Here is a 13,711-nt window from a genome sequence, read left to right as displayed (position 1 = left end):
CGGCTAGGAGTGCACCGGGGATGATGGCTTGGGCGGATTTCTGGCTGATCACCCTCGTGGTGGCGGCCGCGTTGTCGGACTTGAAAGACCGCACGATACCGAATTATCTGACCGTTACGGGGTTCGTGATCGGTGTCGTGCTATCGTTGAGCCCCGGGGGCCTTTCGCCCTGGGGAGCGCTGCTGGGCGCGGCGATCGGCTTCGGCCTTTCGCTCCCGCTGTTCGCGCTCGGTGCTTTTGGCGGGGGGGATGCGAAGCTCATCACCGCCGTCGGCGCATTCATGGGGCCGCTGGGGATGGTGCAAGCCCTCTTCGGCACAGCCTTGATAGGCGGAGCGATGGCGGTGTATACTACATGGCGACTTGGTCTGCTTGGGAGGACCATTTCCAACACTGGCGCCCTCGTGCTGAACCTCGTCACCGTCGGACGGTTCGGTCACAGACAGACCCTCCGATCGGAGGGCGCCGTCACTATACCCTACGGTGTCGCCATCGCCGCCGGCTCCCTAATCGCAAGGTTCGCGCTATGAGGTTTCTGCAACGCGCGCCGAGGGAAGCCTCTGGTTCGGGCTCGATTCGCCGCTCTGCCGCTGGGCAGTCGATCGCGGAGTTCGCGCTGGTCGTGCCCATGCTTCTGCTTCTCGTTTTCGGGGTCGTCGAGTTCGGCCTCATCGTCAAGTCCTGGCAGGTGGTCACGGACGCCGCGCGCGAGGGCGCGCGCGTAGCCGTTATCGGCAACGGGACCGCCGCCGACTCGACCGACGCCACGAACGTGGTGCGCGGTGCGCTGGGCCGGGGCGGCCTGGACGGCGCTGGGGCGACGGTGGAGCTCGTGGCCAGCGGAGTCAGCCTGCCGACCGGGTGGAGCGATGTCGAGCGCGGCGACACCGCGCGCATGAACATCACCTATCAGCACGACATGATCATGTTCGGGCCGCTCATCTCTTCGATGACCGGTTACAGCACGATCCCGATCAGGACTTCGGTCGCGATGCGCAAGGAGTAGGGGAGGGGACGGGGGATCATGGGAAATCGCAGACGTGCGTTGCTGATCTTGGGGCTCGCGATGGTGCTCGGTTTGGCCGCCGCCTGGGCCTCTTTGAACTACCTTCAGAACCAGGGCGGCCCGGTGCTGCCCACCGTGAACCGGACCACCACGCCGGTGGCGGTGGCCGTCACCGACCTGCCGCTCGGCAGCATGGTTCGCCCAGAGGATGTCCAATTGATAGATTGGCCGTCCGAGCAGGTGCCGGTCGGTTACGTGACCGCCGTGGAGGACGTGGTCGGGCGCGGCCTGGTCCGCGCGGTTTCGGTCAATGAGCCTTTCCTCGAGGCCAAGCTCGCCGACACCGAGAACGGCGGCCTGCCTATCACCATCCCCGAGGGCATGCGCGCGATCAGCATCCGCGTGGACGAGGTGGTGAGCGTGGCGGGCTTCGTGGTGCCGGGCACGCGCGTCGACGTGATCCTCACGGTCGACCCGCCGAGAGGCGGCGACAAGCTGTCGCAGGTCGTGCTTCAGGACATCCTGGCCCTGACTTCGGGCCAACTCATCGAGGCTGACGACAACGGATCGCCCGTGGTGGCGTCCGTCATCACGGTGCTGGTCACGCCCGAGCAGGCGGAACAGCTCGTGATCGCGGGCGACCAGGGGCGCATCCAGCTCGCGCTGCGCAACACGTTGGACGGAGACTCCATCCGGACCGACGGCGCGCGCGTGGAGGACCTGCTCACCGGCCGCCGGCGCAGGGCGAGCGGCAGGGCGACCACACGGGTCGCTCCCGTGGAGCAGGCGCCGACAATCGAGATTCTCAAGGGAGGACAGAGGACCATCCAGCGGTTCTGATCGACGTTTCAGGTGTGGGGGGGCTCACTGTGATGCGGAGGATGATGATGCGGAGATCGGCCATTCCCGTCTGGGGTCTGGTACTGGCCTTCGGGATGATGCGGGCGGACGCGGCGGTGGCGCAGCAGCAGCAGGTGCTGCAGACGGCCGAGGACGTCATCCGCGTAGCGAAGGGCAAGTCCGCGCTGGTGCTGCAGCCGGCGCAGGTGGAGAGGATCCAGTTGGCGGACCCCGCCGTGGCGGATGCGACGCCCATTTCGGTGCGCGAGCTGGTGGTCACGGGTATTGAGATCGGGACCACCAGCCTGTTCGTCTGGCGCACCAACAACACGGTGTCGCTGTACACCGTGGAGGTGACGGCGGACGCGGATCTGATCCAGCGTCAGATCGAAATGATGCTGCCGGGCGAGACCATCACGGTCATCCCCAGCGGCATCAACATCGTGCTGAACGGAAACGTGACGCGCCCCGGTATGGCGCGCCGCGCAGTGGAGATCGCGTCGCAGAGCGGCGCCACGGTCGTGAACAACATTCAGTCGCCTTCGGCCGAGCAGATCCTGCTGAAGGTGCGGTTCGCCGAGGTGGCGAATACCGCGGGGCGGAACATGGCGTCGGTGTTTCGGACGCTGAACCCGCACCAGTTGGAGTTCGACGGCGACGACGAGGATTGGTTCGGCGAGACCATCTCGGATGGGCTGCTCAGCTTCATGCTGTCTGGAGACAACCGGTCGCTCGAGGGGATCATTCAAGCCCTCAAGGAGTCCGGTGACTTCAAGAGCCTGGCCGAGCCGAACCTGCTGACGATAGAGGGGAACGAGGCCACCTTCTTGGCGGGCGGTGAGTTTCCGTTCCCGATCTTGCAGGGGAACACGAGTGGCGGCGTCACGATCATGTTCAAGGAGTTCGGGATCCGGCTGAAGTTCACGCCGTTCATCACGAACAGCGGCTCCATCAGGCTCCAGGTGGAGCCCGAAGTGTCGTCGCTCGACTTCGCCAACGGTCTGATTCTGAACGGCTTCAGGATCCCGACGATCCTGTCGCGCAAGACCAGCACCGAGGTGGAGCTGGGAGAGGGCCAGACGCTGGCCATCTCCGGGCTCATCAACAGCGAGATGGCTCGCAGCGTGACGAAGATTCCGATCCTCGGGGATATCCCGATTCTCGGCGCCTTCTTCCGCTCGACGGACGCGCAGCAGACCCGTTCGGAACTGCTGGTGACGGTGACGCCGTACATCGTGCAGCCCAGCGACGTGCCGCCGGAGATGCCCACGGGCGAGCCGGAGACATGGGACTGGATGCGCGGCGTGCGGGACCAGGACCTCGAGAGGCGACGCTAGGAATGGCCTGGCCGGTGTCGCGATACTGTAAGGGGATGCCAATGCAAGAGAACAATCTCTTGAAACGGTACGCGCGAAACCGACGTGGGGCCTCGCTGGCCCTGGTAGCACTGGGTATGCCAGTGCTACTGGGGCTCATCGCCCTGGGCGTGGACATGGGCATGATGTTCTCGGCCAGGGCGGAAGCGCAGCGCGCGGCGGATTCGGGGGCGCTCGCCGCCGCGGGGGAGTTCCTGCGCCGCGATCCTTCCGACGCCACGGTGGTTGCAGACGCAGTGGGACTCGCACACTCGTTCGCCGAGAGCAACACGATCCGCGGCCAGTTGATCGACTCCACCGAGGTGCAGGTCGACGTCAAGCCGGCCGACAGGCGCATCAGGGTCATCGTGCGCCGGACCATACCCACGTGGTTCGCCAAGATCCTCGGCGTGGGCGTGGTCGATGTGGCGGGGGTAGCGGTGGCGGAAGCGACGCAATCGGGCGGCACGGACTGCATCATCCCGTTCGCCATTCCGGATCTGTGGGACGACTCGATCGACGACATCGGCGACGACAACATTCCGTACACGACGGTTGACGAAGACTGGATCTGGAACGCGAGCGAGGGCGACCGCTACGCCGAGCATGGATCGGCCACGGGCGGCGTTCCCGACATGGGATCGTGTCCCGACGGGCACGGCGAAACGGGCTACGGGAGTTGCGCCCGAACCACAGGCGCCGCGGGCGTTCCGTTCCGGGACTGGGGGTACCAGATCAAGACCAAGGTTAGCGACCCCAACGATCTGGATGTGGTCTCGACTGGCTCCTTCTTCCCGATTCGCTTGTACAACGACGAGGGGAAGAATCAGGGCGGGAAGGTCTACGAGGGCAACATCGCCAACTGCAGCCCCGAGTCCATCGGTCCGGGAGACACGGTCCGCGTCGAGAACGGCAACATGATCGGCCCCACGGAGAAGGGTGTCGATGTGCTCGAGGCCAAGGATCCGAACACGACCTGGGACGAGGCCCAAAACGGCATTGTGGACGCCAACGGGAACCTGGTCGGCGATAGCGAGCGCGTCGTCAAGGTGCTCATGTTCGGGCCCGACGGCCTGCTGCGGGCGGCCGACGGCTTTGACGGGAGCCAAAACTGGATGATCGTCGTCAGCAACGTGGCGCTGATGTACATCGAGGAGCAGCCGACGAGGAGCGATCCGGTCAAGGCGCGCTTCATGTACTACGGCGAAGGGACCGAAGGGCCGGACTCAATGTCGACGAATTCGTTGATAATGATACTGCGATTGATCGATCCTTCGGAGTTCTAGGCTCGGTCGTATCGAGCAGGTGAGGTAGGCCGGATCTCCCCGGGTCGTGGATTGGGATAGGGAAAGGGAACAGGAACATGGCGCAAAAGAGCCTGCGCATTGCGCTCGTCGGCGTCGATCCGGCGGTGCGAAAAGCGCTTGACGAGGTCGAGCTGCCGGGGAAGCGGCGCCTGGAGATCGCGCACGAGCTGGACGCCCCGCTCGCCGAGTTGGGCCGCGAAGACGCGGCCCAGCTCACCCAGAGCGACCTGCACGTCGTCTTCGTGGGCATGGGGGACGACCCGGCCACCGGCATCAAGATCGCCGCGTACCTGGCGGACGCCGCACCCACCCTGCACGTGGTCGGCTCCGGCCCGGGGCTCGCGCCGGACGTCCTCATGCAGGCCATGCGCGCGGGGGTGAACGAGTACCTGCTCGCTCCGGTCAGCACGAGCGACCTGGGGGAGGCTCTGGGCCGGGCGTGGAAGCGCCACTCCTTCGTCGAGCAGGAGCTGCACGGCCACGAGGTGGAGCAGCGCGGCAAGGTGTTCGCCTTCCTTCCGGTCAAGGGCGGCACGGGCACCACCACTGCGGCGGTCAACCTCGCGGTGGCGCTGCAACGCGCGACCAACGAGAAGACGCTGTTGGTGGACCTGGACATGGAGCTCGGCGGTGTCGCGCTCCTGCTGGGCCTGCGCCCGCGCTTCAGCTTCCTGGACCTGGCGCGCAACTTCCATCGCCTGGACCCGAACCTGGTGAGCTCCTACGTGGAGTCTCACCCGTCGGGACTGGACGTGCTCGCGGCGCCGCTCCGGCCGGAGCGCTCGGACGTGATCGCCGCGGAGGAAGCCAGCAAGATCATCGACTTCCTGCGGCAGACCTACCGCTTCATCATCCTGGACATGTCCAAGTCGCTGTCGCCCATGATGCTCAGCGTCATGGAATCGGCCGACAAGATCATAGCCGTCACGACGGCGGATCTGCCCACGCTGGGCAGCCTGAAGCGGCTGCTGCCCGTGCTACAGCGCATCGATGACAGCTCGACGGACCGCATCCGCGTGGTGGTGAACCGCTACCACCCGGACGGACAGGTCACCATCGACGACATCCGTACGCTCCTGGACATGGACGTGCACTGGACGCTTTCGAACGATTACAGGTCCGCGATAAAGGCGGCCAACGAGGGCCGCCCCATCACGTTGAACGGCCGCTCCCCGTATTCGCGCGACATCGAGTCCATCATCGGAGGCCTGGTAGATCTGCCGGGCGCGCCGGACACCAACGGCGACGGCGGGCTGGCGGCGCCGCTGAAGCGTCTGTTCGGGTTGAAGAAGTAACGGCGATCCGGGGGAGCCTGAGTTATGAGCGAAGAAACAACGACACCCACCGAGGAGGGCGCCGCGCCGGAACAGGGCGGAGGCCTCTGGACCGGCGACCTGGCCAAGCGAGCCAAGGCGAAGGGCGGGCGGGCGGCTGAGGTCACGCCGACCGCGCAGGGTACGCTCAGCAAGGTGCAGGAACGGCTGCACCGGAACCTGCTTGAGCGGCTCAACCTGGCCAGCCTGTCCGAGCTGGACCGGGAGGAGGCCGCCCGCACCATCCAGCGCGTCGCGCACGAGCTGCTGAACGAGGAGGAGACCCCCCTCGCCAGCGTCGAGCGCGAGCAGGTGGTGGAGAAGGTCCTGGACGAGATCTTCGGCCTCGGACCCCTCGAGCCGCTCATGAAGGACCCGGAGATCTCCGACATCCTGGTCAACACGGGCCGCCAGGTGTTCGTGGAGCGGCGCGGCAAGCTGTTCGCGACCGGGACGCACTTCCGCGACGACCGCCACCTGATGCAGGTGATCGACCGGATCGTGAGCGCGGTGGGGCGGCGCATCGACGACAGCTCACCCATGGTGGACGCCCGTCTGGCGGACGGATCGCGCGTCAACGCGATCATCCCGCCGCTGGCGATCGACGGTCCGCACGTGTCCATCCGGAAGTTCAAGCGGGACACGCTGTCGGGCGAGGACCTGCTGCGCTACGAGTCGCTCAGCGAGCCCATGCTCGAGCTGCTCGAGGCGATCGTGAAGTCGCGCCTCAACGTCCTCATCTCGGGCGGCACGGGCGCCGGCAAGACCACGCTCCTGAACATCCTGAGCGGGTACATCCCCAAGGATGAGCGCATCGTCACGATCGAGGACTCCGCCGAGCTTCAGCTCCGGCAGCCGCACGTCGTCCGGCTGGAGACGCGGCCGCCCAACGTCGAGGGGTCGGGCGCGGTGAATCAGCGCATGCTGGTGATCAACGCGCTGCGCATGCGGCCCGACCGGATCGTCCTCGGCGAGGTCCGTGGCGGCGAGGCGATCGACATGCTGCAGGCCATGAACACGGGCCACGACGGCTCGCTGACGACGCTGCACGCCAACGCCCCGCGCGACGCGCTGTCCCGGCTGGAAACCATGATCTCCATGGCCAGCCTGAACATCCCCGAGCGGGCCATGCGCGAGCAGGTTTCTTCGGCGATAGACGTCGTCATCCAGGCCAGCCGCATGAGCGACGGGTCCAGGAAGGTCGTCGCCGTGTCGGAGATAGTGGGCATGGAGGGCAACGTCATCACCATGCAGGACATCTTCATCTTCGACCGTCAGGGCATCGACGAGGACGGCAAGGTGCTGGGCGGCTTCCGCTCGACCGGCATCCGCCCGCGCTTCGCGGATCAACTGCGCATGCACGGCATCAAGCTCTCGTCGTTCCTGTTCGGCGACGAGGTGGGCACGGACATGGCCGAGGAGGAGGCTCCCGCCAAGGCGGAGAAGGAGAAGAAGACGCTGTGGGGCGACCGCCTGGAGTCGGTGAGCTAGGCCATGGGATCGCTCCTGCTGCCCATTCTGGTTTTCGTCGCGGTCGCGGCGCTGGTGGTGATCATGTCACTGTCGTGGGAGGGGCTACGCGACGTACGTGACAAGAAGACGCTCGCCAGCCGCCTCGAGAGCATGGACTTCGAGACGCTCGCCTCGCGCTCCAACGCGCCCTCCGACCTGCTTCGGCCGCTGCACCAGCAGACCGCGCTAGAGGCGTTCGCCGATCGGTTCACGCGCATGCGCGGGATCCAGACCGCCATGGAGCAGGCGGACCTGAGTTGGTCCATCGGCACGTTCCTCATGGCCACCGTCGGCTTCACCATCGGCGGTGGGTTGTCCGGCTTCGTGTTCTCGAACAGCTTCGGCGTGGCGCTCGTCACCGCGGCGATCGGCGGAGGCCTGCCGTACATGTACGTGACGCGCAAGCGGGCGCGCCGCATGCGCAAGCTTGAGGAGCAACTGCCGGAGGCGATCGACCTGATGGGTCGCGCGCTGCGCGCCGGCCACCCGTTCTCTGCGGGGATCAAGATGGTCGCGGAGGAGCTGCCGGCCCCGCTGGGTGAGGAGTACAGGCGCGCCTTCGAGGAGCAGCGTTTCGGCTTGCCGGTTCAGGACGCGCTGCTGTCGCTAGCCGATCGCAACCCGCTCCTGGACATCCGTATCTTCGTGACCGCGGTGCTCATCCAACGCGAGGTCGGGGGCAACCTGGCCGAGATCCTGGACAGCATCTCTCACACCATTCGCGAGCGTTTCCGGATCCAGCGCGAGATTCGGACGCGGACCGCGCAGGGTCGCATGACAGGCTACCTGCTGGCCGGCTTGCCGATCATCATGGGGATCCTGTTCTACTTCCTGAATCGGGAATACATCCTCACGCTGTTCACCGACCCGCTCGGGCATTTCTTCCTGGGCGCCGCGCTGATTCTACAGGTGATCGGCTTCCTGTGGATCCGCCAGGTCGTGGACATCGACATCTGAGGAGAATCCATGGTAATCCCAGCTCTTCTCATCGGCCTGACGGTCATCCTCTTGATCATAGGGGCGGCCGACGCTGCTCCCAGCCGGCCTCGGTCCGTCACGCAGCGCCTTTCGGAGCTGCGCCGCCTGGGGTACGCGGGGGTCAGCGCCGAGCATTCGGGTCGGCAGGATCGGCGCGCGCAGTTCGAGCTGTTCCTGCGCCGGCTGGGGTCCAAGGTGGACCAGGGGCGCAAGGACGCCGCGGAGATCCGCCAGCGCCTGATCCAGGCGGGGTACCGGAGCCCCACGGCCCCGGCGGTGTTCTGGGGCGTGAGGTTGTTCCTGACCGCGGGGCTCGGGCTTTCGCTGCTCGCCATCGGGGCAGCGTCGGGGGCCGCGCCCAACATGCTGCTCGTGCGCGGGTTGTCCGCGGCGGCGCTCGGCTGGGTGGGGCCCAGCTTCTACGTCGGGCGCAAGCAGAAGAAGCGCAAGCTCAAGATCCAGAAGGCGCTGCCCGACGCGCTGGACCTGATGGTCGTGTGCGTGGAGGCGGGACTCGGCTTGAACCAGGCGCTCGTGCGCGTGTCCGAGGAGATCCGCCACGTGAGCCTGGAGATGAGCGAAGAGATGGCGCTCGTGAACCTGGAGATCAGGGCGGGAGCCGAGCGCCAGCAGGCGCTGCGGAACCTGGCGGAGAGGACCGGCGTGGACGACGTGCGCGCGCTCACCGCAATCCTGATCCAGACCGACCGCTTCGGTACGTCCGTGTCCACCGCGCTGCGCACGCAGGCCGACACCATGCGCACCAAGCGCCGGCAGCGCGCGGAAGAGGCAGCGGCCAAGACCACCATCAAGCTGATTCCGCCGCTCGTGTTCTGCGTATTCCCGGCGATCTTCACCGTAATCCTCGGGCCCGCCGCAATCCAGATCTACCGCGTCCTGGTGACCGGCGGCGGCTTCGGCGGATGAAGCGCATGCGGCGTATCGACGTGCGCAACGCCACGCGCCAGAGCGTACTGGGCGGACGCGTGGCGGTGGCGGGCACGCACTGGACGCGGTTGCGGGGGATGCTCGGGAGGCCCGAGCCGGCACCCGGCGAGGGCTTGCTGATCGTGCCGTGCAAGGGCATCCACATGTACGGAATGAAATACGCCCTGGATGTGGTGTTCCTCGACCAGGAGGGCACCGTCGTGGACCTGAGACCGGAGTTGGCGCCGGGCACGCGTACCGGCTTCATCAAGGGCTCGCACTACGCCCTGGAGATTCCCACAGGGACCATAGAGGCCAGCGGCACGCGCGTCGGCGACAAGCTCGTCTGGCAACCGGTCGCAGCGGAGCGGGTGTTGGCCGAGGTCGCGCCCGAGCCGTCCGACGCCTCGCGCGCGCAAGCATCGTCACAAGAGCACGTCCTCTCCCCGTGATGAACGTGCACCAGACTCAAAAGGGGGGAGCCCGTGGCAACGGCTGAAATGAACGCGGGGGCGCCGCCCATCGCGAGGGACTCGAGCGAGGGCTGGATACCGCCGGTCCCAGAGAGCGTGGAGGAGACGGGCCTCTCGGAGGAGGCGGTGGCCGACCTGCTCTTGAAGGTGCTCTACGTGCAGGGCGCGCGCAGCGGGGACAGCCTCACGAAAACCGTGGCGCTGCCCTTCGACATAGTGGACAACGTGCTGCTGGACCTGCAGCAGCGCCGCTTCATCGAGGTCCGCAACACGCAGGGCCACGGACGCGGCGGCTACACCTTCGACATATCGGGCGAAGGTCGAGAGCGGGCCCGCGAGGCGCTGGAGGGGAATCAGTACGTCGGCCCCGCTCCGGTACCGCTGGAGCACTATCGTGCCGCCACCCTCAAACAGTCGGTGGGCGAGGTCCACATCACGCGCAGCCGGATCCGCGAGGGGTTCGACGACCTCGTGCTGGACGAAGCTCTATTCGAGGCACTCGGGCCCGCGGTGAACTCCGCCAAGTCGCTGTTCCTCTACGGGGCGCCGGGGAACGGCAAGACCCACATGGCCGAGATCATCGCCCGCCTGATGGGCAGCGCCAGCGTCTGGGTGCCGTTCGCGATCGACGTGGACGGTCAGGTCGTCGTGCTGTTCGATCCGGTCCACCACCAGCGGGTCGAGAAGCAGGTCGAAGAGGGCGACGGCAGCGTGGACGACCTGCTGGTCCGCAAGGAAAGGCCCTACGACCGCCGCTTCGTGCACATTCGGCGGCCCATCGTGATGACCGGCGGTGAGCTGACCATGACCCAGCTCGACCTCGAGTACGACCGGCACACGAAGATGTATCAGGCGCCCTTCCAGGTGAAGGCGAACGGAGGCGTGCTCATCATCGACGACTTCGGGCGCCAGCGGGTGCCGCCGCACGAGTTGCTCAATCGTTGGATCGTGCCGCTCGAGAAGCGGCGGGATTACCTGACGCTGCACACCGGCGTGAAATTCCCGGTGCCGTTCGACGCGCTGATCATATTCGCCACGAACCTCGATCCCAGCGACCTTGTGGACGAGGCGTTCATGCGGCGAATTCACTACAAGATCGAAGTGCCTAGCCCGAACAGGGACCAGTACGAGATCATCTTCGAGCGAGCCTGCGAGGGTCGCAGCATCCCTTATGATCCGCGCGCGGTGGAGTACATCTACCGCAAGTACTACGGGTCGATCGGGATCGAGCCGCGCGGGTGTCATCCGCGCGACATCACCGACCACGTGCTCGATTACGCCCGGTATGTCGAGGCGGAGCCGAAGCTGACGCCCGAGCTCATAGACTCGGCGTGCGACTCGTACTTCCGGGTCATGGCGGCCGATGACATGCGAGAGGCCGGCGTAGGCTGATCACAAGCCGTCCGCCGAGCCGAATGGGCGGACGTGGGGCGTGTGGCCCGACCGGGGGTAGGGCTGGGTAGGGGTTCGGGTGCGATCTGCCGACGGCAGCGCGCATCCGCAGGGAACACCGACGGGAACGGAGCGGGTCATGCCGGTGAACGAGGGGCTTTCGGGCTCTCTGTCGGGCGGAAAGACTGTCGAGGAGCTCGCGCGCGAGTTCGAGGACATCGTCGTCGATCGTCTCAAGCGCGTAGAGCGGTCCAACCGCCGCCTGCACGCCTTGGGTGGCGTCATCCTGGTCCTCCTGGTGTTGGCTCTCGGGATGGGCTTTTTCTACTTCACGCAACTCCGGTCCGGAGGCATGCCCGCCTGGGCGGCCAACACGGTGACCGCCCGCGAGTACCAGTTGGCGGACGCCGAAGGGACCGTGCGCGGCACGTGGCGCGCCGGAGATGACGGCGGGGCCAGGCTGACCCTGCTGGACACCGAGGGCCGCGTGCGCATGCGTCTCTCGGTTCTGGACCAGGGCGGCGCGCCCGGCGTGGCCTTTCTGGACGAGGAGGGCAATCAGCGGGTGGTGCTGGCGCACCTGCCCGATGTGAGCAACCTCGTTTTCGCGGACGAGGACGGAAGCGCGCGCGCCGTGCTCGGCGTGTCCGGCGATCGGTCCTCGTCGCTCGTCTTCGCGGATCGTCGTGGGCTGACCCGCGCCGGCATCGGTGTGGACCGCTTCGGTGAGCCGGAGCTCGCCATCATGGAGGGGGGCGCGGGCGCGGGAGCCGTGGCCGCGCCACCGCCCGACGACGGGTCCCAGTCCGAGGACGAGGACGCCGCGGACGAAGACGGCGACTCCTAGCGGACTCTGAGCCCTCCCGCGCGGAGGCCCCGCGTGAAACATCGCGTTACGGCCGGAGCGTAACGCGGCGTTCCCGGGCATGGCGCCCGCGCTGGGCGTGAGGGCGGGTTTGCCCCGTATGGCGGTGCATCGTGGCGCCGACGAAGGCGGTACGAAAGTTGTCATGGGTGGGGGTGGATAGGGAAACCATGCGGATGCCAGTCTCGGAGCGCTTCCCCGTGGCGCAACCAACGATAGAACCCAAGACCGTCTCGATAGGGGTACGCCCCTTCGATGAACGCGTCGGCGGGCTGATCTCGGGCCGTTACTACGTCCTGAGCGGCGCGCCGGGCTCGGGCAAGACCTCCACGGCCCTCCACTTCATGGGGACGGGCCTGGAGGCGCACGAGACGTGCGCCATTCTCACGCAGGACGACCCCGCGGATCTGTTCGCGCAGGCGGAGTATCTGGGCTACGACTTCCAGGAGGCCGCCGGCGCCGAGCGCCTCGCCTTCTATCGCTACCGGCTCGATTTCCAGCGCCACTACAGCCGGGTGGCTGATCCCGCGATGGTGTACGAGGAGCTCAAGTCGCTGCTCTGGGATCAGATTCCGCACCGCTTCGTGATCGACTCGGTCCTGCCGCTGTTGGAGGGCGGCATGGCGGCCGAGGAGGCCGTGGACGCCTTCGCCCAGTTCCTGGACGAGATCCCGTGCACGACGTTCATCACCGTGCCGGGCGACCTGAGCGAGACCTACTACCGGCGCATCTACAATCGCATCAGCGCCGGCGCGGCGGGGATTTTCCATTTCGAGAACCTGGCCGGCTCCGCGCGTCAGATGACCGTGCGCAAGTTGCGTCAGCGGTTGGGTTCGACGGAGTCCGTGCGGTTCAGCATCCGGCCTGGCGCGGGCATAGTGGAGGAGCTGTCGCTGCGCTCGCACGACGAGTTGCCCGAGGAATCGCGGCGCCGGGTGGTGCTCCTGAGCCACGGCGCGGAGTTCCCGTCGGAATGGCTGCCGCCGCTGCGCGACGCCTACCAACTGGACGCGTTCGATTCGGTCGCGCGCGCCTTCGGTGACCTGGCTTCGGCCAACTACGGAGCCCTCCTGGTGGCGCTCGATCCCATGCGGCCGGAGCCGGCGCTCAGCCTGACGCAGGAGCTTCGGCGCGCGGGCAACGGCGCGCCCATCCTGTTCGTGTCTTCGACCCGGGGGCTGCGCGGGCAGACGCGCGCCGAGGGTCTGCGCGCGGGCGGGGACGACTTCCTGGAGGACACGCTGAGCCCGTCCGAGCTGCTCGCGCGCATCGACAACGCGCGCGCGCGTGGCCACCGGCGCATCGCCGAAGGCGCGGTGGCATCCGCGCCGCCGGGATCGCAGCCGACGGACGGCAACGGCGAGGCAGTTCCGCTCGCCGCGGGCGACTTCCGAGGCCTCCTGCGCGAGCACGTGGAGCGTGCGCGCCACGCCTACTTCGCGCTGGTCGAGCTGGGCCCGGCCGATCTTTCGACGGCGGAGGCCGGCCGGCTTCTGCTGGAGCGGCTGCGCGTGCGCGACGGCGATCTGGTGGCGGTGATGGAGGACGGCAGGGTGGCGCTCTACCTGCACGACATCCATCGCAAGCACGTGCGCTCGCTCCTTACGCGCCTGGTTTCGGCCGAGCCCGGGCTGGCCGATCTGGACCACACCTCCATGTTTTCCTATCCGGCCGACCGCGAGGGCGTTCTGGCGTGGTTGGAGAACGGCGCTACCGGGCGCCCCGCGATCGCGGGGGCCTGAG

The 13,711-nt window shown here is 67.1% G+C and carries 13 protein-coding genes; all 13 read left to right on the top strand.

From position 1 onward, the window contains the following. The first annotated feature begins 20 nt into the window (after positions 1-20). The 13 genes from ABFS34_06100 to ABFS34_06040 all read left to right on the top strand — a co-directional run bounded on the left by ABFS34_06100 (position 21) and on the right by ABFS34_06040 (position 13,710). Entirely contained in the window at positions 21-530 is a 510-nt protein-coding gene (locus tag ABFS34_06100) for a prepilin peptidase (GenBank protein ID MEN8375006.1), read from the top strand. Next, entirely contained in the window at positions 527-1,006 is a 480-nt protein-coding gene (locus ABFS34_06095) for a TadE/TadG family type IV pilus assembly protein (protein ID MEN8375005.1), read from the top strand. The genes ABFS34_06100 and ABFS34_06095 overlap by 4 nt, the downstream gene beginning before the upstream one ends. A gap of 18 nt (positions 1,007-1,024) precedes the next feature. After that, on the top strand, positions 1,025-1,846 hold the full coding sequence (gene cpaB, locus ABFS34_06090) for a Flp pilus assembly protein CpaB (GenBank protein ID MEN8375004.1): 822 nt from the start codon (positions 1,025-1,027) through the stop codon (positions 1,844-1,846). 41 nt (positions 1,847-1,887) lie between these two features. Next, complete coding sequence (locus ABFS34_06085; protein ID MEN8375003.1) at positions 1,888-3,183, top strand: pilus assembly protein N-terminal domain-containing protein; 1,296 nt, start codon at positions 1,888-1,890, stop codon at positions 3,181-3,183. Then, complete coding sequence (locus ABFS34_06080) at positions 3,132-4,487, top strand: pilus assembly protein TadG-related protein (protein MEN8375002.1); 1,356 nt, start codon at positions 3,132-3,134, stop codon at positions 4,485-4,487. The genes ABFS34_06085 and ABFS34_06080 overlap by 52 nt, the downstream gene beginning before the upstream one ends. Positions 4,488-4,564: 77 nt before the next feature. After that, entirely contained in the window at positions 4,565-5,803 is a 1,239-nt protein-coding gene (locus ABFS34_06075) for an AAA family ATPase (GenBank protein ID MEN8375001.1), read from the top strand. A 24-nt stretch (positions 5,804-5,827) separates the two neighbouring features. Continuing rightward, positions 5,828-7,312, top strand: coding sequence for a CpaF family protein (locus ABFS34_06070; protein MEN8375000.1), 1,485 nt, complete (start codon positions 5,828-5,830; stop codon positions 7,310-7,312). 3 nt (positions 7,313-7,315) lie between these two features. Further along, positions 7,316-8,290, top strand: coding sequence for a type II secretion system F family protein (locus tag ABFS34_06065; protein MEN8374999.1), 975 nt, complete (start codon positions 7,316-7,318; stop codon positions 8,288-8,290). Between the two features lie 9 nt (positions 8,291-8,299). Then, the gene (locus ABFS34_06060) at positions 8,300-9,238 is read left to right on the top strand and encodes a type II secretion system F family protein (protein MEN8374998.1); all 939 of its coding nucleotides are present in this window, start codon (positions 8,300-8,302) and stop codon (positions 9,236-9,238) included. Positions 9,239-9,243: 5 nt separating this feature from the next. Next, on the top strand, positions 9,244-9,690 hold the full coding sequence (locus tag ABFS34_06055; protein MEN8374997.1) for a DUF192 domain-containing protein: 447 nt from the start codon (positions 9,244-9,246) through the stop codon (positions 9,688-9,690). A 33-nt stretch (positions 9,691-9,723) separates the two neighbouring features. After that, a complete protein-coding gene (locus ABFS34_06050; GenBank protein ID MEN8374996.1) occupies positions 9,724-11,103 on the top strand; it encodes an ATP-binding protein in 1,380 nt (459 codons plus the stop codon). Between the two features lie 139 nt (positions 11,104-11,242). Next, positions 11,243-11,950 carry a hypothetical protein gene (locus tag ABFS34_06045; GenBank protein ID MEN8374995.1) on the top strand — a complete coding sequence of 236 codons (708 nt, stop codon included), beginning with the start codon at positions 11,243-11,245 and terminating at the stop codon, positions 11,948-11,950. Positions 11,951-12,168: 218 nt separating this feature from the next. Beyond that, positions 12,169-13,710, top strand: a complete 1,542-nt coding sequence (locus tag ABFS34_06040; GenBank protein ID MEN8374994.1) for an ATPase domain-containing protein — start codon at positions 12,169-12,171, stop codon at positions 13,708-13,710. Position 13,711: the final 1 nt, after the last annotated feature.

It is taken from the genome of Gemmatimonadota bacterium (genome assembly GCA_039715185.1).
In the GTDB taxonomy this organism is placed as follows: Bacteria; Gemmatimonadota; Gemmatimonadetes; order Longimicrobiales; family RSA9; genus DATHRK01.
The sequence above is the reverse complement of the archived record's forward strand: the minus strand, read 5'-3'. Positions and strand labels throughout refer to the sequence as shown.

Bases quoted from the DNA above. Each gene is read 5' to 3' on its own strand.
- ABFS34_06070 (MEN8375000.1), top strand. From the start codon at position 5,828: ATGAGCGAAGAAACAACGACACCCACCGAGGAGGGCGCCGCGCCGGAA.
- ABFS34_06075 (MEN8375001.1), top strand. From the start codon at position 4,565: ATGGCGCAAAAGAGCCTGCGCATTGCGCTCGTCGGCGTCGATCCGGCG.
- ABFS34_06045 (MEN8374995.1), top strand. From the start codon at position 11,243: ATGCCGGTGAACGAGGGGCTTTCGGGCTCTCTGTCGGGCGGAAAGACT.
- ABFS34_06100 (MEN8375006.1), top strand. From the start codon at position 21: ATGATGGCTTGGGCGGATTTCTGGCTGATCACCCTCGTGGTGGCGGCC.
- ABFS34_06095 (MEN8375005.1), top strand. From the start codon at position 527: ATGAGGTTTCTGCAACGCGCGCCGAGGGAAGCCTCTGGTTCGGGCTCG.
- ABFS34_06055 (MEN8374997.1), top strand. From the start codon at position 9,244: ATGCGGCGTATCGACGTGCGCAACGCCACGCGCCAGAGCGTACTGGGC.
- ABFS34_06060 (MEN8374998.1), top strand. From the start codon at position 8,300: ATGGTAATCCCAGCTCTTCTCATCGGCCTGACGGTCATCCTCTTGATC.
- cpaB (MEN8375004.1), top strand. From the start codon at position 1,025: ATGGGAAATCGCAGACGTGCGTTGCTGATCTTGGGGCTCGCGATGGTG.
- ABFS34_06085 (MEN8375003.1), top strand. From the start codon at position 1,888: ATGATGATGCGGAGATCGGCCATTCCCGTCTGGGGTCTGGTACTGGCC.
- ABFS34_06065 (MEN8374999.1), top strand. From the start codon at position 7,316: ATGGGATCGCTCCTGCTGCCCATTCTGGTTTTCGTCGCGGTCGCGGCG.
- ABFS34_06080 (MEN8375002.1), top strand. From the start codon at position 3,132: ATGGGACTGGATGCGCGGCGTGCGGGACCAGGACCTCGAGAGGCGACG.